This window comes from Pseudomonas sp. 14P_8.1_Bac3 (genome assembly GCF_025466085.1).
In the GTDB taxonomy this organism is placed as follows: Bacteria; Pseudomonadota; Gammaproteobacteria; order Pseudomonadales; family Pseudomonadaceae; genus Aquipseudomonas.
In genome coordinates this window covers 1-21,510 of sequence record NZ_JANLOD010000039.1, presented here as the reverse complement: position 1 = coordinate 21,510, position 21,510 = coordinate 1, and the positions used below count along the sequence as shown (strand labels likewise).

The following is a 21,510-nucleotide window of genomic DNA, read 5'->3' as shown; positions in this document are numbered from 1 at the left end:
ACAGGCCGGAGGCTTCATGAACACCACGTCATGCGTAGTAGTGGTCGGTTACAACGGCAATCGGGTGCACGATATCCGCAAGCTGCGCGACCTCTGCAGGACACTCTATAACGCGCGGCTGATCCTGGTGGTCGAGCAGATCCAAGCCGATGACGATCAGGTGGCGGATCACGTCTGCACTGCCTCGATGGCGGCGCAGGACATCGCCGATTCCGTCGATCTGGTGGCCGGCTGCCTGAGCGCCGACCGTTGGAAGCTGATCGGCGTCCTGCCTTTTTCCGACCGTGGCGTATTGCTGGGGGCGGCATTGGCCAGCCATTTCGGCCTGCCCGGCATTACACCGGGCGAGGCGCGCGCCGGGCTGGATAAACAGATTTTTCGCAAGCTGGAAGCTGCTGCCGAAACGGCGCCGGAAGATTACCGTCCGGTGTTCTCCGCTCGCGTCGAAAGCCTTGGCGAACTGCGCCAGCGAGTGGTCGAACTCGGCGGCAGAGCCTTCATCAAACCGGCCTGCGAAGGCGCGAGCCGCGGATGCCGGGTCATCCATCATCCGTCCGAATGCGATGAGGTCTGGCAGGCGCTCAAGCCGTACCGCGAAGGCGGGATCGTGCTCGAAGAGCTGATTCAAAACGCTCGTGAGTACAGCTGGGACTACGTCGCGGGCAGCACCTGGGTCACCGAGAAAACCACCACCGAAGGCGCCTATCGCGCGGAAATCCAGCAAGTGGTGCCGGCGCCGTTGGCGGCTGACGTGCAAGCGCGCCTGAGCGCTGCCGGTCGGCACATGGCGGGTCTGGTCTCGCTGGATAACGGCGCCTACCACAACGAGATCTTCCAGCGCCGCGACGGCCTGACCTCGGCCGTGGAAACCAACATGCGCCCTGGTGGCATGCACATCTGGGACCTGGCGCGTCTGGCGTTCGTCGATTTCGATCCGTGGGAACGCTGGGTCCGGTGGGCGGTGGAGGGCAAGGTCGCCCATCACGATCCGGTCGCCCGCGGCTATTGCGGCATCCGCCTGCTACGGGCCCCGGCCGGCGGCCTGTTGCGCCACGTGCCGGACATTGCATCCCTGGCGCGGGAACTGAACATCGAACTGGTCGAGGCGGTATACGCCAAGCGCCTCAGTGATTCCGTCACCGCGCTGGTGAAGGACAACATGTCGTTCATCGGCCACATCGTCTTGTTCAACAAGGATTACACCGCGCTCAGCGATGACCTGCTGCAACTGGCAGAGGCCATCGAGTCGCGGGTTGAAGTGACCTCCCTGGCCGCACCGACGAGCGCTGTGGGCTGAGTCTCAGGGGGCAACGTTTCAAGCATTTTGAGTGAAGAGGATTGGGTAAATGATTGAGCAGAAAATGTCGTGCGACGAACGTTTCATCGCGTTGGCGAAAGAACTCGACTACGACATCTATGGCGAGAACACCGCTGGCGGGCATTACGCGCCGCTGGTGCGGCACCACGATGAGTTGTACCTCAGCGGTCTGGTACCGCGCATGAGCGGCAGGATCCAGTACCCCGGCCGCGTGGGCCTGGAGCTGAGCCTGGCGGACGCGCAAGCCGCGGCCAGCATCAGCGCCATGCGCGGGCTGGCCTTGATCGTGGATGCCATCGGCTCGCTGGACAAAATCAAATCGCTGATCCGTATCAACGTTTACGTGAAGTCCACGGCAGACTTCGTAGACCTGAGCGAAGTCGCCAACGGTGCCTCGGATGTGTTCAGCCATGTGTTGGGCGATGCGGGGAAACATACACGGACAACCGTCGGTGTTTATCAGTTGCCGAAAAATGCTGCCGTGGAAGTTGACATGATTGTCGCCCTGCGGCCATCGGTGTTGTGAGTTTAGTTGGCCAGCTTTACAGGGAAAGATAGTTGGCCTAGTGTCTGCTCACTTGAGTCGATAAAGAGTCGGTGGTCGCAGATGAATAACATTAAAGGCGGGTTTTTTTCATATAAGGAATTTCGCCAGAGTTTGAATAAGCCGTCGGTCAGTGCGCAGGTGTGGAAGGGCACTGAACTGGCGGACATGCGTCAGCACCTCGATAGCAGCGACGTCGATATTGTCGCGCTGGCTCATGACAGCAGTACCGAAGGCTGCAAGTTGACGCCAGGGATGGCGGTCTCCATGCAATGGCTCAAGCCGGGGTCGACGCTGGAGGGCCATGCGCATTCGTGGTGGCATCTGTTCATCATCCAGTCCGGCCTCGGCGCGCTGACCTTGGGCGACGCGGATGCAGTGAACGTCAGCCCCGGCGACGTCTTGCTGGTACCCGCCTGGACGCGCCACGGGTTCGTCAACACCAGCCCCACTGAACCCCTGGCCATGCTGAACATGAGCAATATGCCGCAAATGGCGCAGCTCTCCATGTTGCAAACGCCATGAACTGATCCCTGTAGGCGCTGGCTTGCTGGCGATGGCGTGTTGCCCGGATCAAGGCGGCGCACCTTAGTCCATCGCCAGCAAGCTGGCGCCTACATGTACTTTACTTACCCCTAGGGGGTCCGCATTCGCCGACTCCCTTTTTCTTTTCTGTCGCGTGAATTTGCGAATTTCTGTATCCGTAGAAACAGACAATTTCTGTATCTGTTCAGCGCTTGAGCAACTAACTACGATCCTTCCCCATGCGAAGGATTATTGTGGTTAGTGCAAGGAGCGTTCTATGGAAAGTGCAAATCTAAAACTGTATGTGGGCGCAGACTTTGTCAGTGCTTTTGCTATGTCGGCATTTGTTGCATTGAAAGAAAAACAACTTTCATTTGAACTTGTCACGCTTGATTTAAAAGCGCGTGAGAACTATCAGGAACGTTATCAACAGGTATCGTTGACCTGCAAAATCCCCACGCTGGTCCACGAAGGTTTTGCCTTGTCGGAATCCTCGGCGATTGCCGAGTACCTGGAAGACATAACGCCTGGCCATCCCAACCTGTACCCGCGGGACCTCAAGCAGCGCGCCCGCGCTCGTCAGCTCCAGGCCTGGTTGCGCAGTGATCTGCTGATCATTCGCAAGGAGCGGCCGGCCGACCTCATCTACTTCGGCAAGAAGGACACCCCGCTGTCCGACGACGCCCAAGCCGCCGTAGGCAGATTGTTGTTTGTCGCCGACCGCTTGCTGGAGGAGAGCGCGGATCACCTGTTCGGTGACTGGAGCATCGCCGATACCGACCTGGCAATCATGCTCAACCGGCTGGTCGCCAATGGTGATGAGGTGCCTGCACGGCTCGCGGCGTATGTCCGCCGGCAATGGGACCGCGACAGCGTCCGGGCCTGGATGGACATCGAACGCGCGGCGCCTGCCGTCCACGCCTGAATCAAGGCAATCATCAGGAGCGCTGCCATGCAGGGACTGTCGGAGCAGGAAAGATACAAAGCCTACAACTCACGCACCATTCGCGACACGCCGTACTGGCAGAAACTGACACCCGCGTTGCAGGAAGCCATGGACGTGGTGGCGCGGGTCATGCCGTTTCGCAGCAACGAATACGTGTTGGGTACATTGATCGACTGGGACAACCTTCCGGACGATCCGATTTTTCGCATGACCTTTCCCCACAAGGACATGCTGCTGCCGGACGAGTACGCCTCGCTCAAGCAGTTGATCGAGCGCGATGACACGGTCGCCATCAAGCGCCGGATCGAGGCGATCTGGCTGCGCATGAACCCGCATCCCGCCGGGCAGCTGACGCACAACGGCGCGACTCTAGACGGAAAAGTCCTGCCGGGCATACAGCACAAGTACCGCGAGACCGTGCTGTTTTTCCCCGGCGCCGGTCAGACGTGTCACGCCTACTGCACGTTCTGTTTCCGCTGGGCGCAATTCATCGGCGAGGAAGAACTCAAGTTCAACGCCCGTGAATCCCAGGAACTGGTGAGTTACCTGCAGGTGCACCCGGAAGTGACCGACGTGCTCATCACCGGTGGCGATCCGATGATCATGAACACCCGGTCGCTGGCGGGCTACATTGAGCCGCTGCTGGCGTTGCCGCACCTCAAGAGCATCCGCATCGGCACCAAAGCCGTGGCGTATTGGCCACAGCGATTCGTCAGCGACAAGGATGCGCCAGAGTTGCTGGAGCTGTTTAAACGAATCGTCGCGGCCGGCAAACACCTGTCGGTCATGGGCCACTACAACCACCCGGTGGAGCTCCGCCAGGACATCGCCCGCCAGGCGGTTGCACGCATCCGCTCGACCGGCGCGACCTTGCGCATGCAGGCACCGGTGATCCGCCACATCAATGAAAACCCGGCGGATTGGGCTGCGCTCTGGACCGAAGGGGTGCGCCTGGGGGCGGTGCCTTATTACATGTTCGTCGAGCGCGACACCGGACCGAGTCACTACTTCGCGATGCCGTTGGCGCGCGCGTTCGAGATCTTCCAGGCGGCGTACCGAACCGTGTCCGGGCTGGCGCGCACCGTGCGCGGGCCGTCCATGAGCACGTTCTACGGCAAGGTCCTGATCAACGGCATCGAAACGGTCGCCGGAGAAAAAGTCTTCGTGCTGCAGTTCCTCCAGGCCCGCGATCCGCAATGGGTGCTGCGCACGTTCTATGCGCGCTTCGATCCACAGGCGACCTGGTTCGATCAATTGCGCCCGGCGTTTGGTGAGCGTTCGTTTTTCTTTCAGACAGAGCCCGTGGCGACGCCGGAATTGATACCAGTGTTGCTCGAAACGGCGTAGGACGATTCATCAGGAGATGTGCAAAATGAGCGGTATCCCGTTTGATCAACGCGACGGTTTCATCTGGCTCGACGGCGAATTCGTCGAGTGGTCCCAGGCCCGCCTGCACGTGCTGAGCCACGGCCTGCATTACGCGAGCACCGTGTATGAAGGTGAACGTGTCTACAACGGCAAGATCTTCAAACTGCGCGAACACAGCGAGCGGCTGTATCGCTCGGCGCAGTTGATGGATTTTGCCATTCCCTATGAGCTGGCCGAGCTGGAAGCGGCCAGTCATGAACTGCTGCAGCGCAACAACGTGATCGACGGTTACTTGCGGCCGGTGGCGTGGCGCGGCAGCGAAATGATTTCCACGTCGGCCCGCTTCAACCGCGTGCATGTGGCGATTGCCTGCTGGCAGTGGCCGAGTTACTTCGATCCGGCGGGCCACATGGCCGGTATCCGCATGAAGACCGCGCAGTGGCGTCGGCCGCCACCCAGCAGCAGTCCTTTCGAAGCCAAGGCGTCCGGGCATTACCAGATCGCCACGCTGAGCAAACACGATGCGGAAAACAACGGCTATCACGATGCGCTGATGCTCGACTGGCGCGGCCATGTCGCCGAAGCCACCAGTGCCAACGTGTTCTTCGTCAAAGGCCGGACGCTGCACACACCGCTGCCCGATTGCTTTCTCAACGGCATTACCCGTCAGACCGTCATCGAACTGGCCAGGGCGCTGGATTACCAGGTGATCGAACGCACGATTCTTCCCACGGAGCTTGACGATTTCGAGGAGTGTTTTCTCACAGGCACCGCCGCCGAAATCACCCCCGTGCAAAGCATCGACGAGCAGCGCTACCGCCCGGCCAGCGCGTGCCGCGATTTCATTGCCGCCTACACCTCAACCGTTAACGCCTGAAAAAACCGCAGGAACACCACCATGTCAGATCAAGGGTTTGTTGCGTCCACACCTTACGTTTCACTGGGCCATCGCCAGGACGAGTTGTCGTCCCGTGGCTGGACGGTGCTGACGCCGGCCGAATTTGCCTACGATGTTGTAGGCACGCTGCAGGCGTTCGGTCGGATCATTCCGCAATTCAATGGGCAAACCGCGTTCGCCATCACCCGCAAACCGGGTTACGAAGACTTGCCGTACTCCCAGAGCATGAACGGCATCGGCCCGCACACCGAAGCGCCGGTCTATGGGCCGCCGCCGCGTTACCTGGCGCTGCATTGTCATCAACAGGCCACCTGCGGGGGCGGGCATACCGGGCTGGTGGACGGCATCGAATTCCTCGGCTTTCTCGAACGCACCGAACCCGAGCTGCGCGAATGGATCGACGATACGCCGGTGGAGTTCGTCGCCACCGCCAAACCGGGTGAAGCGGGGCAGCGTCGGGTCAAGGAATACATCCTCACGCCTACCGAGGACGGTGACATTTTTCGCTTCAGCTACAACCAGTTTCATTACGGTGATGTGAACCCCTCCAAGGAGGATCTGCAGCATTCGAACGTGGCGAACAGTTCATCGCCACTGGCCAGGTTCGCACAGTTGGGCGAAGCCTATTTCGTCGAGCACAACACGCCGGTGCTGATTCCCGACGGCTGCATGCTGATTTGGGATAACTGGCGGATGATCCACGCCCGCAGCCGATACACTGACCCCGCGCGCAACCTGACCCGCTACTGGCTGGCCTGATTCATCCGTCGCCCACTATTCAATTGGCGTACCCCAGGCGGGTACGCGTCCTACAGGTATCGCGTCATGCAAACAGCAATCGAGATCGCCACGGTCGATCATCAACTGGTCGTTCGGCTCAATCAGGCCTGGACCAAAAGGGCTACGGTGTGCTCGCCAGAGCGGGGCTCGGTCACGGAAGCGTTCGACCCGGCGCGCCCGGATTATCCGGAGTGCATGGTGCCGTTTTTCCATCACCCGAGATTCCAGGCCCTGAGCGACGAGCTTAAAAGCAGCGTCGTGACCTGGGGCTGGATCGGTTACAACCTGCGCACGGTGACCGCAGAAGAACACGTGGTGAACCCGGCGCTGAGCGTCATTGCCAATCAATACCTGGGCAAGGACGACTGGCATTTTCGCGAGGCGATGCAGCAGACGCTGATCGATGAGCACTACCACACGCTCATGCACCTGCGCGCGATCGAACGGACCAAGGAGGACCGCGCCCTTGATCAGGATCTGGACCTGCCGCCGTCCGTCACTTATCTGCGCCTTGTTGCCCTGCAGGAAACCTTAGCCGAACAGTGGCAGCGCGACCTGGCGGCGATCACCTTCGCGGTGGTGGCCGAGATCAGCGTCAACGCTTACTTGGATCTGCTGGCCGACGATCAAACCATCCAGCCACAAAACCGTCGCGTGGCCGAACTGCATAACCGCGACGAATACGCCCACAGCAAGATCCTCGCGGAAGTGGCGAAGGTCATGTACGCCCACATGCAACCGCCGCAACGGGTGTTTTTCGCACAGACGTTGTCGGTGGCGCTGAGTGCCTTTGTCGCCCAGGACTACTCGATGTGGGAGGCGATTCTGACGCAGCTCGGCGTCGACGACGCAGCGCTGATCATTGCCGACACCCGCGAGAGCAACAGGAATGCCACGATCATGCGCGACTACAGCGGCCTGCATCGGCTGGCCGAGGACCTGGGGATCAGCGACCAGATCGACTTCGACTTCCGCCCGACCCTCAAAACCGCTGCCGTGGCCTGATCAGGAGGTGAATATGTCCGTTCCTGTGTACGAAGTGTTCGCCATTCGTGTCGGCGCCAATGCCCAGCGCACCGCCCGGGAAAACTTTCTGTACGACGCCTGCTGTGGTGATCCGAACGCATCGATGCCGTTGGATTACTACTTCTGGGTCATTCGTAACGATCAGCGAGTCATTGTGGTCGACACCTGTTTTCAACCGGCCACGGCCGATCGGCGCAACCGGCAGATGTATCGCCTGCCGGAAGAATCCCTGCGCCAACTGGACATTGATCCGACGCAGGTCGAGAACCTGATCCTCACCCATTTGCACTGGGATCATGCGGGTAATCTGGGATTGTTTCCCAAGGCCACGGTGCATTTGCAGGAAGCCGAATTGCGCTTCTGTACCGGGCCGAAAATGACCCATCGCGCGGTAAACAAAACCTACGAAGTCGAGGATGTGATGTCGGCGCTGCCGCCGCTGTTCGAAGGCCGGATGCGCTTGCATAACGGCAGGGTCGAGGTGGTTCCGGGCGTGACGTTGCACCCGGTGGGCGGCCATACGCCGGGCAGTCAGGTGGTGCGGGTGAACACCGCGCGCGGCTGGATCGTGCTGGCGTCGGACGCGGCGCATTTGTGGGCGAACATTCGCCAGCGCAGCCCTTTTCCGATTCTGGATGATCTGGCGCAGACGCTGGAGGCGTTCAGCCTGATCGACAGCCTGGCGGACGGCGAAGACCACGTGATCCCTGGCCACGACCCGCTGATCGCCGAGCGTTTCCCGCACTGGAACGACGACCCGCACATCGTCTGCCTGCACGAAATCCCCACCTGAACCATTAATTAACTGTAGGAGCGAGCACGCTCCTACAGGGGGGGGTATCAGCCCTGGTTTTTGAGCAGATGACCAAGCGCTGCCAATGCCTCCTCGATCTTCGGCGAATACGGCGCCCCACAGCCAATCCGCACACAATGCTTGAACCGCGGCGAATTGGAAAAGATATCCCCAGGTGAAATAAGGATCCCCGCCTTCAACGCCTCATGGAAAAGCGTCATCGCTGAATACCGAGGCGGCAGTTCTACCCACAGCAACGTCCCGCCCCGAGGGTCAGTTACGCCAGTGCCCGGCGGGAAATGGCGGGTGATCGCCTCACTCATCTGCTGGCGTTGTTGCGTCAGAACTTTCCTCAAACGCCGCAGGTAACGTTCGTAGGACGGCGTTTTCATGAACGCGGCGACCGCCAGTTGCGACAACGCTTCGCAGCCGCGGGACTGGGTGTGTTTGAGCATTTCCACGCGGTCGTGCCACTTGCCCGCGCTGATCCAGCCCAGGCGCATACCCGGTGCCAGGGTTTTGTTCAGCGAGGCGCAATACATCACGTTGTCGCCACGGTCCCAGTGTTTGAGCGTGGACAGCGGCTTTTCGGTATCCACCAGGTCACCGTAGGTGTCGTCCTCGATCAGCACCGTGTCGTGCCGGGCGCACAGTTGCACCAGTCGCGCCTTGTTGGCGTCGGGCATGATGCTGCCCAGCGGATTCTGCAGGTTGGGAATGACGATCAGCGCCTGAATCCGTTGCGGGCCTTGCAGCAGTTGTTCAAGGGCGAGCAGGTTGATGCCCGAATGGGCCGTCGCGGGGACTTCCACTGCGCGCAGGTTCAGGCTGTCGAGAATCTGCAGCAGGCCGTAGAAGGTCGGCGACTCCACGGCCACGCTGTCGCCGGGTTGGGTGACTGCGCGCAGGGCCAGGTTGAGCGCCTCGGTGGCGCCGTTGGTGATGACGATTTTCTCCGCCGTCAGGTTGGCTTTGGCGGCCAACGCCCTTCGCGCCAGGATGTTGCGCAACGTCAGCTGGCCGCAGGTCGATCCTTCTGCATCGAGTAAATGCGGGTCGCGACGCAGCGCCTTGATCATATGGTCCTGCAAGATCTTCAGTGGATAGAGCGACGGTGCACAGTAGGCCGTGGCCAGGTTGACCTTGATCGTCGCCCGCTGGCCCGCTTTGAGCACCACGGATACCTGCGGATGAAGGCCGAGGTAGACGCTGTTGTCGATGGGCGGGGGCGGGGCGGTCACGACCGGTTTGGGCACGGTGTCGGGCTGGCGAATGTAGTTGCCGGAGCGCGGTCGGGCTTCCAGGACGCCGCAATCTTCAAGCTCGCGGCAAACCTGCACGGCGGTCGAGAGGCTGACGGCGTGTTTTTCCATCATCAGCCGGATCGAGGGGAAGCGTTCACCGGTTTTCAGGGTGCCGCTGCGGATCGCGTCGAGGTAGTGGTTAGCTAACTGACGGTACAGAGGAGTCGTGTGCATGATGACCTCAGCAATCGCACCACTGAAGTCTTGGGCTGGAAAGTGAGTTGACGCTCCCCGCAGGCGGACCCGTGGTGCTCAAGGGTGAAGGGAAGTGTTTATTGATGTGTCGATACTGAGAGAGTAATCGGGGTTTTGCAGGAATCGCGGGCAATAAAAAGCCCCGCTCTAGGGCGGGGCTCTCAGGTCAGGGGCGCCTGGGGCGCGGCGGCTGAACCAGGTTATTGCGCGGCGATGCTGTAGCCGTCGAACGCGGTTTGCTGTTGCAGCGCGGTGATGATGTTTTTGCGGTTGACCGTTTGTTCGGCGCCGGCGCTGTCCAGGAAGGTCTCGCTTTCCAGCTCGGCTTCGTCGCCTTCGCCAACGAAGGTGAAGCCCAGGAACTCCAGCGCTTCACGGTCGACGTTCAGTCGCGAGCGCGGGGTGCGCAGCGGCAGGGTGACGCTCACGCCGTCCTTGCTGATGGTGAACACTTCGACTTCTTTCTTGGCGCGGGCGGTCTTGCTCTTGCCGCTGCTCGGGTTGCTGATGGCCTGGTGCGTCTGGTTCAGCACTTTCAGCGCGAGGCCGTAGACGATTTCCTGAAACGCCGGATCGTCCTTGAAACTGGACAGGATGCGGCCGATCGAGAATTTGCTGCTCAGGTCTTCAAGGGCGGCGATATCGGCGGCCTCGGCGTCCTTGAGTTGCTTGAGTTCGCCCATCAGTTCGTAGGCTTTATCGTCGTCGAAGCGGTCATGGGCCTGGCGGATCGCGGCGCGCAGCTCACGGATCTGGTCGCTTTCGCGGGTGGACTGGAACGCGTCCAGAACCATCTCGCTGATGGTTTTGGCCTGGGGCACATGCTGTGAAAGATTGATGGAGTTTTCGTATTCCGCTTTGGACGACAAGGTGACTACGGATTCAGCGGTGTTGGAATCGGACATTGAAATTTCACTACTTCTTTTAGCTTGGGTTTAGGCGAGAAAGCGCTGGGCCTTTTCAGGCCGCCTAATCTATTGGACCCAGGCTGCGTTGTCACGGCCCAACAAGCCAATGGCCAAAAGATCCCGGAATTGCAGGCAACCCCCTGGATTCGCCGTACGTCACCAAACTCCTGATTCGTCGCACGCCACGGAAACTGTAGGAGCGAGCTTGCTCGCGATGGTCGTCAACGATAACGCGGGAAACCAGGTACCCCGCGGTGTTCTCAGGTTTTTCACGAGCAGGCTCGCTCCTACAGGGGGTGTGTGATTGCTGACGGCCGAGCAGGTTTAACGTGACTCACGGGTGCAGCAGTTTCTGCGCACGCTTATCCGCCAGATGCTGCAACACCAGTCGACCGATCAACACCAGCAAGGTCAGCGAGATCAGCAGCACGGAGATCGCGGCGACGCTTGGGTCGACGTTGTCACGCAAGCCGCTCCAGATGCGTTTCGGCAGGGTATCGACGTTGACGCTGGTGATGAACAGCGTCACCGCGACCTCTTCCCAGGACAGGGCAAACGCCAGCAGCGCGGTGGAGGCGAGGCCCAGTTTCAGGTTCGGCAGGATCACCATGAACGTGGTCTGCATCAGGCTGGCGCCGAGGTTGCGTGAGGCCAGTTCGATCCGCCGGTCGATCTGGCTCAGGGCGACCAGCATCGTGACCACGCCATACGGCACTACCATGATGACGTGCGCGATCACCACGCCGGTCAGGGTGTCGTAACCCATGCCCGGTGCGTAGCGCCCGAGTTTGGTTTCCATGAAGTACAGCACCAGCGCCGAAATCACCGGCGGAATGGCCATCGGCAAGAGCACCAAACCGATCAGCGCAGTGGCCAGTTTCGAGCGCAGGTACCAGATGCCGAGGCTGAAGCTGGCCGCGAGCAACGTCGCGATCACGCTGGTGGCGAAGGCGATCGTCAGGCTCTGGCTGATGGCGTGGAACCAGTCGGGGTTGCTGACCAGCGCCTCGTAATGGCGCAGCGACCAGTTGCCTTCCGGCATGGACAGAAAGCGTTTGCTGGTGAAGGACACCGGGATGACCGTCAGCAACGGGAACAGCATGAAGGCCATGGCGATGACGGCCAGCAGGCGGGTACTCAGGCTTGTGCGATGGGTGTTCATAAGTAACCTCAGCCGACCAGTCGGTTCACGCGGGTGATTTTCAGCAGCACCCAGATCAATGCGCTGACCAGTGCCAGCAAGACCACGCTGAGCGCGGCTCCCAGGCCCCAGTTGCTGGTCTGGAACATTTGCAGGAACACGTATTCGGCGATCATCACCGTTTGCCCGCCGCCCAGCAGCACCGGGGTGATGAAGAAGCCAAGGCAGAACACGAAGACCATGATGAAGGCGCCCAGCATCCCCGGCAGGGTCTGTGGCAGCAGCACTTGCCAGAACGTGCGCAGAGGTCCGGCACCGAGGCCGCGGGACGCCATGAGAATGCGTTGATCCAGCTGGCGCATGCTCGACAGCAGCGGGAACACCGCGTACGGAATCATCACGTGAAGCATGCCAATGACGACGCCAATTTCATTACGACTCAACTGCAACGGCTGGTCGATCAACCCCATGCTCAACAGACCTTCGTTTAGCACGCCGTTGCTGCGCAGGGCGATCAGCCAGCCGAACGCCCGGACCAGCACCGAAATCCAGAACGGAATGAAGATGCAGATTTCCACCACCCGTTGCCAGAACGGCGGGCTGAACACCCAGCAGTAGGCCAGCAGGTAACCGATCAGCAACGCCAGGCAACTCACGGTCATGCACAGGCGCAAGGTGCGCCAGAGCATTTCGTGGATAGCCGGGTCGGTGGCGATGCGCTGGTATTGCTCGATGCCGGGCGTTGGCAGCGAAAAGCTCCAGCCCACCACGCCGAGGAACGGCAGCACGTAGAAAATCAGCAGCAACACCGGCAGTGGAAACAGCAGCAGACCGCGCTCCAGGCCCGGCGAACTGAACCGGGGCTTGGGTCTGGACAGGGTTGAGGTCAGGGTCATAGTCATGGTCGATGGCTCACTTGGACAGCCGCGTCAGGTACGTTTCCAAGGCTTTCGAATAGTTGTCGGCGTACCACTGGGCATTCAGGGCGATCTGCTTTTTCAGGTTCTCCGCCGACCCGCAGTTGGCTTCCAGTTGCTCCGCCGACATCAGCTTTTCGGTGGCGCTGTTGGACGGGCCATTGCCCAGCAGTTCAAAGAGCTTGAGCTGTCCTTCCGGTTGCAACGCGTGCTGGATGAATTGCATGGCCGGCCGCGTGCCGGCCGGGTTGCCCTGCAACACTGCCCAGCTGCTGGAGTTGATGAAGCCGTTGTCGAAGCTCCAGCGCACGCGGTTGTCGGTGTCTTCGGCGAGCAGCTTGGCGCGGGTGTGCCAGATCGCGCCGACCGACACTTCGCCGTCGACCATCAGCTGCTGGCTCTCGGCGCCCGAACTCCAGAACGACAGCACGTGCGGCTTGATCTCGTCGATCTTGGCCATCGCCCGCGCCACGTCCAGGGGGTAGAGCTGATCGGCCGGCACGCCATCGGCAAGCAACGCCGCTTCAAGCATCCCGTTCATCCATTTGTACAAGGTGCGCTTGCCGGGGAATTTCTTCACGTCCCAGAAATCGGCCCAGGTCTTGGGGCCGTTGTCGCCGAACTTCGCGCTGTCCCAGGCCATCACGTAGCTGAACTGATAGCTGGCAATGCCGAAATCGGAAGACAGCGCCGGTGCGACCTGACCGCGCTGAATCACGTTGTAGTCCAGCGGTTGCAGGATTTTTTCGCGGCCCAGCACGATGGCGCTGTAGCTCTCGACGTCGACCACGTCCCAGCTTGGTTGACCACTGGCCAGTTGCGAGCGGATCGCGCCCTCGGTCGGGCCGGCGCCGTCGATGCGCACCTGGATGCCGGTGGTCTTGGTGAACGTCTCGGTCCACGCCGAGCGGAACGCGTTGAGGGCGTCGCCACCCCAGTTGACCACCACCAGCGGCTTGTCGGCGGACCAGCTGATGCCACTGCGCATGGCCAGCGGCACGGCGGCCAACAGACCCATGGCCTGCATGAAGGTTCGACGGTTGATCTGGCCCCCGCGGGCTTTTTCGATCAGCACTTCAATACAGTCGCGTTGATGATCCTGGCTCATGGGCAAGTCCTCAGTCGGCGGGTGTCGCGGCGGACACCGGGCCTTTTTGTTGTCGTTAGGAGAGCGCTTTTGTTGCGTTAATCGTGGGCGTCAGGCCTGCAGCAGGAAGCTTTGCTGCACCGGCCAGCTCAGCCACACCGGCGCACCGCTGGGCATCAGCGCGCCGGGATGGTTGCCGGGGACGGACAGGTTGACCGGCAAGGCATCGGCGCCAACCTTGAGCGCCAGATGGGTACTGGAACCTTGATAGACCTTGTCGGTGAGCTGCGCCGGCATCACGTTGTAGCCGTCGCGTTCCGGGCAGTCGCTGTGCAGCTCCATGTGTTCCGGGCGTACGGCCAGCACGGTCGGCTGAGCGCTCAGTGCATTCGGGGCGAGGGCGTGGAGCACGCTGGTGCCGCATCTGCCGCTGGCGGTCGGGCCGTTACGGCTCATGTCCACCAGCGGAAACAGGTTCATCTTGCCGAGGAATTCCGCGACAAAACGGCTCTCGGGCCGGTTGTAGATGTTTTCTGGCGTGTCGACCTGGGTCAGCTTGCCGTGGTTGAAAATCGCGATGCGCGACGACAGCGCCAGCGCTTCGTTCTGGTCATGGGTCACGAACACGAAGCTGGTGCCGACCTGGCGATGGATACGCTGCAGTTCGGTTTGCAGCTGTTCGCGAAGGTTCTTGTCGAGTGCCGACAGCGGCTCGTCGAGCAACAGCAGTTCCGGTTCGAAGACCAGCGCCCGGGCAATCGCCACGCGCTGCTGCTGGCCACCGGACAATTCGGCCGGCTTCTTGTGCATGTGCGCACCCAGGCCGACCACTTCCAGAATGTGTTTGACCCGACGCTGGCGCTCTTCGGCCGCGACTTTGCGGATGCGCAGCGGGTAGGCCACGTTATCGGCGACGCTCATGTGCGGGAACAGCGCGTAGCCCTGGAACACCATGCCGTAGTTCCGCTTCTCGGCGGAGCGCTTGATGATGTCGACGCCTTGCTCCATCAGCTTGCCCGAAGTCGGGCTGAGGAAGCCGGCCAGGATCATCAGCAACGTGGTTTTGCCTGAGCCGGACGGGCCGAGCAGGGTCAGGAACTCGCCTTGGCGAACGTCGAGATCGACGTTATCCAGCGCCGCGAAACGACCGTAATACTGGCTGATACCTTGTGCGCTGAGCTGAATCGCAGAACCGCTGGACACGATGAAAATTCCTCTTTCTTGTTGCCCCGAGGCGTGCGAGGACGGATGTCAATCCGGCAGGGGCTTTGGGCTCATTATTGTTAAAAATATCGCTACATCAATGGAATTATTTTGCAGGTATTGGTTAGTTTTATTACTCAATGGCCATTGGATAAAACGCGGCATTGTTGCTTTCCGTGGCAGCCGGCTTGCTGGCGATAGCGCGCTCACGAACGCCAACGCCAGCAAGCTGGCTCCTACAGGTTATTTGTGGGGTCCTTCAGAGCGTGTCTTGCCAGGTTTGGTGGGACGACTGGAGCTGGGTTTTCACCCAGTTGCTGAAGGCCTGAACCACCGCGCGCTCGGCCTTTTGCGGGTCAGCGGCCAGGTAATAACCGCGGTGCAGGTCGATGGTGATGTCGAACGGGCGCACCAACAAACCCTTGGACAAGGCATCGCCACTGATCAGGTTGTCGCCGATGGCGATGCCCTGGCCGGCAATACAGGCCGACTGCGCGCAATGCGCATCGGAGAACAGAATGCCGCTCACCGCATTGACCCCCGAGGCGCCGGCGGCGGTCAGCCACACGCGCCAGTCCGAATAATCCGTCATGTGCAGTAACGGAAAGCCGCTGAGTTCCTGCGGACTCTTCAGGCCGCTCAGCGCATTGATCAGCCGCGGGCTGCACACCGGGAAAAAGCGCAGCGCGACGATCTCCTCGACAACCATTTCCGGCCAGTCGCCGATGCCGTAGGCAATGAATAAATCCGCGGCAGGGTTATTGATGTCGTCCGGCGTCCGCGGCGAAATCAGCTGCAATTGCACCTGCGGGTACTGGCGCAAAAACGCCCCGATGTGGTGACACAACCAATACGTGGCAAACCCCGGTGCGCAACTGACGCACAGTCGTCCGGAGATCTCTTGGTCGTCCACCAGCTGACCCGCATCCAGCAAATTCAACAGAATCCCGTGCACCTCGCGGGCGTAGCGCTCGCCCTGGTACGTCAGGCCAATCCCCCGGCCGATGCGTTCGGTGAGGGCGAAGCCGACGCATTCCTCCAGCTTGCTGATCTGGTGGCTGATGGCGCTGCGGGTCAGGTTCAGTTCACGGGCCGCGACCGACACGCTGCCGAGGCGGGCGACCGCGTCCAGAGCGCGAAGGGCTGTCATCGAAGGAAAACGCATAAATCACCGCTGAAAGTTGAAAGGGCCGGTCTGACGCACTTTATGGTGACGGAAATTGAACAGTCAGGCCAAAAAAAATCGATTGTTGTATCGGTTGATTCAACAATACTAGCCCAACTCGTCACCGGGCCGTCCAGCCCGTCTATCAAAAGAGGTGCTGCATGACCCGTTGTGCCCAGGCGCTCGTTCAGTTGCTGGAAGGCTATGGCGTTGACACCGTCTTCGGCATTCCCGGCGTTCACACCGTCGAGCTTTATCGAGGTTTGCATGGCAGCCGCCTGAAGCACGTCAGCCCGCGCCACGAGCAGGGCGCCGGGTTCATGGCCGACGGTTACGCCCGCGCCAGCGGCAAGCCGGGAGTGTGTTTCATCATCACCGGCCCGGGCATGACCAATATTCTGACCGCCATGGGCCAGGCCTACGCGGACTCGGTGCCGATGCTGGTCATCTCCACCACCAGCCGTCGCGAACACCTGCGCCTGGGCCATGGTCACCTGCATGAACTGCCGGACCAGCGCGCGCTGGTCGCGGGTGTCTGCGCCTTCAGCCACACCTTGCAACACCCTAATCAACTGCCGGAAGTGCTGGCCCGGGCCTTTGCCTTGTTTGGCTGCACCCGGCCGCGTCCCGTGCACATCGAAATTCCTCTGGACGTGCTGGAGATGTCCGCCGACCACCTCGATGTCCGTCCGCGTGCATTGCCATTGGCGCCTGCACCGGCGCCTTGTGCCATCGACGCCGCTATCGCCTTGATCAACAACGCGCAGCGCCCGTTGATCCTCGCCGGTGGTGGCGCGCGTCGAGCCAGTGAAGCGCTGACCTTGCTCGCCGAACGTTTGCAGGCCCCGGTCGCGCTGACCACCAACGCCCGCGGCCTGCTGCCGCTCGATCACCCCTTGCTGCTCGATGGCGTGCAGTCGTCGGTGCACGGTCGCGAACTGATGGCCGAGGCCGACGTGGTGCTCGCTGTCGGCACCGAATTGGGCGAGACCGACTATGACTTTTTCGGCCTGGGCCCGTTGGCGTTCAAGGCGCCGCTGATTCGCCTGGATATCGACCCGATGCAGGTGCTGGGCGCGCAAGCGGCGGACGTCGGTTTGTTGGGTGATGCCGAGCAAGGCCTGCGAGCGTTGCTGGCGCGATTGCCGCAACGCCAGGCCGAGCCGACGTGGGCGAGCGTGCGCGTGGAGCAAGTGAATGCGCTTGAACACGCCGGCTGGAACTTGAAACAGAGCCGTCTGCAGGAACTGCTCGATACCCTTCGTGACGGTCTGCCGCAGCCGCTGATCGTCGGCGATTCCACGCAACCGGTGTACCAGGGCGCATTGGGTTATCGCGCGCCGACGCCCAACAGTTGGTTCAACGCCGGCACCGGTTACGGCACCCTCGGCTACGCCTTGCCGGCGGCCATCGGCGCCAAGCTGGCACAGCCATTACGTCCGGTCGTCGCGTTGGTGGGGGACGGTGGCTTGCAGTTTTCCAGTGCCGAACTGATCGCCGCCAAAGAGGCGGGCGCCGCCATCATCCTGTTGCTGTGGAACAACACCAGCTATGCCGAAATCCGCGATTACATGAACGCCCGCGAGGTGCCGTTGCTGGGCGTCGACATTCTCACGCCGGACTTCGCCGCCCTGGCGCGCAGCTGTCACGTGCCCCATCACCGGGTGGGCAATCTGCACAAGCTACGCGAACTACTGGGCCAGTTCAGCGACACGGATACGCCGGTGATGCTCGAACTGGACGCCGCTGCTTTCCTGGCGGAATAAGCCACGCGGCGCGACAACAATAAAAATTTTCCAGGTCCGCAAAGCGCCGAGCGCGGACGGACCTTTCTATTGCTCTGACCTAAAAAAGGTGGCTTACATGGCTGAGTCCGACAACTTTACTTCGACCCACTCCGTGCAAGGGACATACGCCGACCTGATCCTTGGCAACGGTCGCATCTATACCCAGGATCCTTCGAACCCGTGGGCTGAAGCCGTGGCGATCCGCGACGGCAAGTTGATCGGTGTCGCCAGCCTCAGCGAGCTACAGGTGTTCAAGGGCCCGAACACCGTATCGCACGACCTGCAAGGCGCGTTCTGCATGCCGGGCCTGCATGACATGCACACGCACCCCGACCTGGCCCTGGCGCCGCGCTACAGCGATGACCTGGATGTCGGCATCGAAGACCCGACGCCCGAGCAACTGCGCGAAAGCATCCTCGCCTATGCCGATAGCCATCCGGGCGACGGCTGGATCTACGGGCAATACTGGGTGCGCTACACCTTCCGCGAGGCCGGTTTGACCCCGGGCCGCGCCTGGCTCGACAGCGTGATGCCGGACCGTCCCGTGGCGCTGCTCGACCGCATGTGGGGCACCATGATGGTCAACTCGAAAGCGCTGGAGCTGGCCGGCATTGACCGCACCACGTCCGACCCGCGCAACGGTTATTTCGAGCGCGACGAGCTGACCGGGGAGCCCACCGGCCTGATGATCGACGGTGCCTACGCGATGATCCACGCCGCCATGCCGCCGACGCCGGTCAGCGTGCTGCGTCGCGCGTACCGTGATGGCGTGCACTTCCAGAGCTCCCGTGGCGTCACGGCGAGCAAATACGTGCACGTTTGCGAACAGCGTCTGCAAGCCCTGAAAGAGCTGGACGACAGCGGTGAGCTGACGGTGCGCATCGAAGCCGCGATCAGTTGGCAGGACGACATTTTCCCGGTGCGTCGTCGCTGGGAGCTACTGGCCGGTGAACGTCACTACTACCGCAGCGCACGCCTGAGTGCCAACGCGGTGAAGTTCCACTTCGACGGCACCGTTGAACCGAAATCCTCGTACCTGCTGACCCCGTGGCCGCAGGAAAAGAGTTGGCGCGGCAAGCTCAACCTGACCCCGGAACACATCACCGACATGGTGGTGGACATGGACCGCAAGGGGATCCGGGTGATCGCCCACTGCACCGGCGACGGCGCGTCCGACGTGTTCCTCGATGCCGTGGCTGAAGCCCGTCGGCGCAACGGGTTCAGTGGTGTGCGCCATCAATGCGCGCACAGCACCTTGCTGCACCCGGGCAACCTGCCGCGCTTCAAGGAACTGAACGTCATCGCCGAATTTTCTCCGGCCGCGTGGTATCCGACGCCATTCGCCAGCGGTGCGCGCTCGGGGTACGGGCAGGAACGGCTCAAGCGTATCTACGATTTCAAAGGTGTGCTCGCCGCCGGTGGCACCGCGGTCATGGGCACCGACTGGCCGGTAGCATCGATCGACCCGTGGCTGGCGCTGGAAACCATGGTGACCCGGCAAAACCCGTGGAACGACGACCCGGCCTGCTTCGGCGATCCGATCAGCCTGGAACAGGCGCTGGACGTGGTCACCCGCAACGGTTCCGTGGCCATGGGCCTGGAGCAAAGTACCGGTAGCCTGGAAGTCGGCAAGTCGGCGGACCTGATCGTGATCGACCGCGATCTGTTCGCTGAACCTGCGCGCAACTACATCCACCGTACCAACGTGCTGCTGACCTTTGTGGAAGGGCAGCTGGTTTACGACCGTCACGGGACGTTGGCTTCGGCGGGCCTGACAGCCGTCTGGCAGGGCGAACCACCGGTGCTGGAAGGTAAGGCGCAATGACCCCGCCACGGATTGCAGTCACCGTTGTTTCGGGATTTCTCGGCGCCGGTAAAACCACCTTGCTCAACCGCATGGTGCGCCGTGCGGAAGGCAGTCGGCTGGCGGTGATCGTCAACGATTTCGGCGAGCTGAACATCGATGCGGCCATCGTTTCCGAGGTCACGGATGCGGTGGTCAGCCTGCAAAACGGCTGCATTTGTTGCACCGTGCAGGAAGACCTGCTGGCGCAACTGACTGGCATGGCTCAACTGCAACCGCGGCTTGAGCGCATCGTTATTGAATGCAGTGGCGTGTCCGATCCGCAGCGCATCGTGCAAACCCTGGCCTACCCACAACTGCGCAGCCAGATGCAGCTGGACATGGTGATCACGGTGGTCGACGCCACCCGGCATCTGCAGCTTGAAGGGGAATACGCGCGGTTGGCCAGGGCCCAGGTGGCGGCGGCTGATTTGCTGCTATTGAACAAAACCGATCTGGTCGACGAGGAACAGTTGCAAGCGCTGCGTAACGCCCTGGGCCTGCGCACGCGGATTCACGAAAGCGTGCAGGCTCAACTGCCGGATGCGCTTTGGCTGGACACCGATCTGGACCTCAAGTCGCGCACCGTGAAGCCGATGGTGCGGGTGTCGAATGATGATCACAGCGAAATGTTCAGCAGTTGGCTGTGGCAAGGCACGACCGCGCTCGACGTCGAACGCTTGCGCGCCTGGTTGCAGGCGCTGCCCGGCGATGTGTTCCGGGTCAAGGGCCTGGTCGTGCTGGCGCAAGGCGGCAAGGCACACTGGCTGCAACACGTCGGCACCCGCAGCCAGTTTCTGCCCGCCACCGATGAAGCATTGGCCAACGCGACGCGGTTAGTGTTTATTGCACGTCGGGGCTTCGATGGCTGGCAGGCATTGGGGCAAGGGTTGGAGGCCTGCAAAATGACTGAGGACGAGCGCACATGAACCCGACGGAACAACGTTTACGCGAGGAGTTGGCGGCCTGTTACCGATTGATCGCGCACTTTCGCATGACCGATCTGATCTTCACCCATATTTCCGTGCGATTGCCGGGGCCCGAGCATCATTTCCTGATCAATCCCTATGGGCTGATGTTCGAGGAAATCACCGCGTCCAATCTGGTGAAAATCGGTCTGGATGGGCGCGCTGTGGAACCGTCGCCGTATCCGGTCAACCCGGCGGGTTTTGTGATTCACAGTGCAATTCACGGTGCTCGGGAAGACGCGCAATGCGTGCTGCACACGCACACCAAATCCGGCTGTGCCGTGGCGGCGTTGAAATGCGGGTTGTTGCCGGTGAACCAGATTTCCATGGAATTCTATGGCCGCGTTGCCTATCACGATTACGAAGGCGTGGCGCTGGACCTGAGCGAGCAGCAGCGGCTGGTGCAGGACATGGGTGACAAGCCGGTGCTGATGCTGCGCAACCACGGTTTGCTGACCGTGGGCGAAACCGTGGGCCAGGCCTTCTTGCGCATGTACTACCTGGAAAAAGCCTGCGAAATCCAGCTGGCGGCGCAGGCGGCGGGGGAGTTGGTTTTGCCTTCTGCAGACGTGTGCGAATACACCGAGCGGCAGTTCAATGATCCGGGTCGGCCGCTGGAAGAGGGCGAGTTGAATGACCCGGATGCCATGCAACTGGCCTGGGCGGCGTTGTTGCGGATGCTGGATCGGGTGGCGCCGGGGTATCGGGATTGATCCAGATGCTTTGTTGAATGGGCAGGGCGCTTCGGGGGGGGGGGGGGGGCCCCCCCCCCGCCCTCCGGGGCCCGGGGGGGG

At 61.4% G+C, this 21,510-nt stretch carries 20 protein-coding genes; 13 read left to right on the top strand and 7 right to left on the bottom strand.

The window, feature by feature from the left end:
- Positions 1-16 precede the first annotated feature (16 nt).
- The 9 genes from NTD84_RS11325 to NTD84_RS11285 all read left to right on the top strand — a co-directional run bounded on the left by NTD84_RS11325 (position 17) and on the right by NTD84_RS11285 (position 8,198).
- Entirely contained in the window at positions 17-1,297 is a 1,281-nt protein-coding gene (locus NTD84_RS11325) for an acetyl-CoA carboxylase biotin carboxylase subunit family protein (protein ID WP_262165267.1), read from the top strand.
- A 49-nt stretch (positions 1,298-1,346) separates the two neighbouring features.
- On the top strand, positions 1,347-1,844 hold the full coding sequence (locus tag NTD84_RS11320) for a RidA family protein (protein WP_262165265.1): 498 nt from the start codon (positions 1,347-1,349) through the stop codon (positions 1,842-1,844).
- 81 nt (positions 1,845-1,925) lie between these two features.
- Positions 1,926-2,387: a cupin domain-containing protein gene (locus NTD84_RS11315; RefSeq protein WP_262165262.1), complete on the top strand. Its 462-nt coding sequence runs from the start codon at positions 1,926-1,928 to the stop codon at positions 2,385-2,387.
- 277 nt (positions 2,388-2,664) lie between these two features.
- Positions 2,665-3,312 (top strand): glutathione transferase, encoded by a 648-nt coding sequence (yfcF, locus tag NTD84_RS11310; RefSeq protein ID WP_262165260.1) that lies wholly within the window; start codon positions 2,665-2,667, stop codon positions 3,310-3,312.
- Positions 3,313-3,339: 27 nt separating this feature from the next.
- Positions 3,340-4,680 (top strand): KamA family radical SAM protein, encoded by a 1,341-nt coding sequence (locus NTD84_RS11305; protein ID WP_262165258.1) that lies wholly within the window; start codon positions 3,340-3,342, stop codon positions 4,678-4,680.
- Positions 4,681-4,705: 25 nt separating this feature from the next.
- The gene (locus NTD84_RS11300) at positions 4,706-5,578 is read left to right on the top strand and encodes a branched-chain amino acid aminotransferase (RefSeq protein ID WP_262165255.1); all 873 of its coding nucleotides are present in this window, start codon (positions 4,706-4,708) and stop codon (positions 5,576-5,578) included.
- Between the two features lie 21 nt (positions 5,579-5,599).
- Positions 5,600-6,358, top strand: coding sequence for a TauD/TfdA family dioxygenase (locus NTD84_RS11295; protein ID WP_262165252.1), 759 nt, complete (start codon positions 5,600-5,602; stop codon positions 6,356-6,358).
- Positions 6,359-6,424: 66 nt separating this feature from the next.
- Positions 6,425-7,384, top strand: a complete 960-nt coding sequence (locus NTD84_RS11290; protein WP_262165251.1) for a diiron oxygenase — start codon at positions 6,425-6,427, stop codon at positions 7,382-7,384.
- Positions 7,385-7,397: 13 nt separating this feature from the next.
- Positions 7,398-8,198, top strand: coding sequence for an N-acyl homoserine lactonase family protein (locus tag NTD84_RS11285; RefSeq protein WP_262165249.1), 801 nt, complete (start codon positions 7,398-7,400; stop codon positions 8,196-8,198).
- A gap of 47 nt (positions 8,199-8,245) precedes the next feature.
- Here the strand turns inward: NTD84_RS11285 and NTD84_RS11280 are convergent, their stop codons facing one another.
- From NTD84_RS11280 to NTD84_RS11250, 7 genes are all read right to left on the bottom strand, one after another.
- Positions 8,246-9,676, bottom strand: a complete 1,431-nt coding sequence (locus NTD84_RS11280) for a PLP-dependent aminotransferase family protein (RefSeq protein WP_262165248.1) — start codon at positions 9,674-9,676, stop codon at positions 8,246-8,248.
- A 221-nt stretch (positions 9,677-9,897) separates the two neighbouring features.
- Positions 9,898-10,602, bottom strand: coding sequence for a hypothetical protein (locus NTD84_RS11275; RefSeq protein ID WP_262165245.1), 705 nt, complete (start codon positions 10,600-10,602; stop codon positions 9,898-9,900).
- Between the two features lie 337 nt (positions 10,603-10,939).
- Positions 10,940-11,767: an ABC transporter permease gene (locus NTD84_RS11270; RefSeq protein WP_262165242.1), complete on the bottom strand. Its 828-nt coding sequence runs from the start codon at positions 11,765-11,767 to the stop codon at positions 10,940-10,942.
- 8 nt (positions 11,768-11,775) lie between these two features.
- The gene (locus tag NTD84_RS11265; protein WP_262165239.1) at positions 11,776-12,648 is read right to left on the bottom strand and encodes an ABC transporter permease; all 873 of its coding nucleotides are present in this window, start codon (positions 12,646-12,648) and stop codon (positions 11,776-11,778) included.
- Positions 12,649-12,658: 10 nt separating this feature from the next.
- The gene (locus tag NTD84_RS11260) at positions 12,659-13,771 is read right to left on the bottom strand and encodes an ABC transporter substrate-binding protein (RefSeq protein WP_262165236.1); all 1,113 of its coding nucleotides are present in this window, start codon (positions 13,769-13,771) and stop codon (positions 12,659-12,661) included.
- A gap of 90 nt (positions 13,772-13,861) precedes the next feature.
- Positions 13,862-14,953 carry an ABC transporter ATP-binding protein gene (locus NTD84_RS11255; RefSeq protein WP_262165233.1) on the bottom strand — a complete coding sequence of 364 codons (1,092 nt, stop codon included), beginning with the start codon at positions 14,951-14,953 and terminating at the stop codon, positions 13,862-13,864.
- Positions 14,954-15,212: 259 nt separating this feature from the next.
- Positions 15,213-16,118: a LysR substrate-binding domain-containing protein gene (locus NTD84_RS11250; protein ID WP_262165232.1), complete on the bottom strand. Its 906-nt coding sequence runs from the start codon at positions 16,116-16,118 to the stop codon at positions 15,213-15,215.
- Between the two features lie 161 nt (positions 16,119-16,279).
- Between NTD84_RS11250 and NTD84_RS11245 the strand changes: the two genes are divergently transcribed.
- The 4 genes from NTD84_RS11245 to NTD84_RS11230 all read left to right on the top strand — a co-directional run bounded on the left by NTD84_RS11245 (position 16,280) and on the right by NTD84_RS11230 (position 21,429).
- Positions 16,280-17,884 (top strand): 5-guanidino-2-oxopentanoate decarboxylase, encoded by a 1,605-nt coding sequence (locus NTD84_RS11245; protein WP_262165231.1) that lies wholly within the window; start codon positions 16,280-16,282, stop codon positions 17,882-17,884.
- Positions 17,885-17,981: 97 nt separating this feature from the next.
- The gene (locus tag NTD84_RS11240; RefSeq protein WP_262165230.1) at positions 17,982-19,730 is read left to right on the top strand and encodes an amidohydrolase; all 1,749 of its coding nucleotides are present in this window, start codon (positions 17,982-17,984) and stop codon (positions 19,728-19,730) included.
- Positions 19,727-20,677, top strand: a complete 951-nt coding sequence (locus NTD84_RS11235; RefSeq protein WP_262165229.1) for a CobW family GTP-binding protein — start codon at positions 19,727-19,729, stop codon at positions 20,675-20,677. Before NTD84_RS11240 ends, NTD84_RS11235 begins: the two co-directional genes overlap by 4 nt.
- Complete coding sequence (locus tag NTD84_RS11230) at positions 20,674-21,429, top strand: class II aldolase/adducin family protein (protein WP_262165227.1); 756 nt, start codon at positions 20,674-20,676, stop codon at positions 21,427-21,429. The genes NTD84_RS11235 and NTD84_RS11230 overlap by 4 nt, the downstream gene beginning before the upstream one ends.
- Positions 21,430-21,510: the final 81 nt, after the last annotated feature.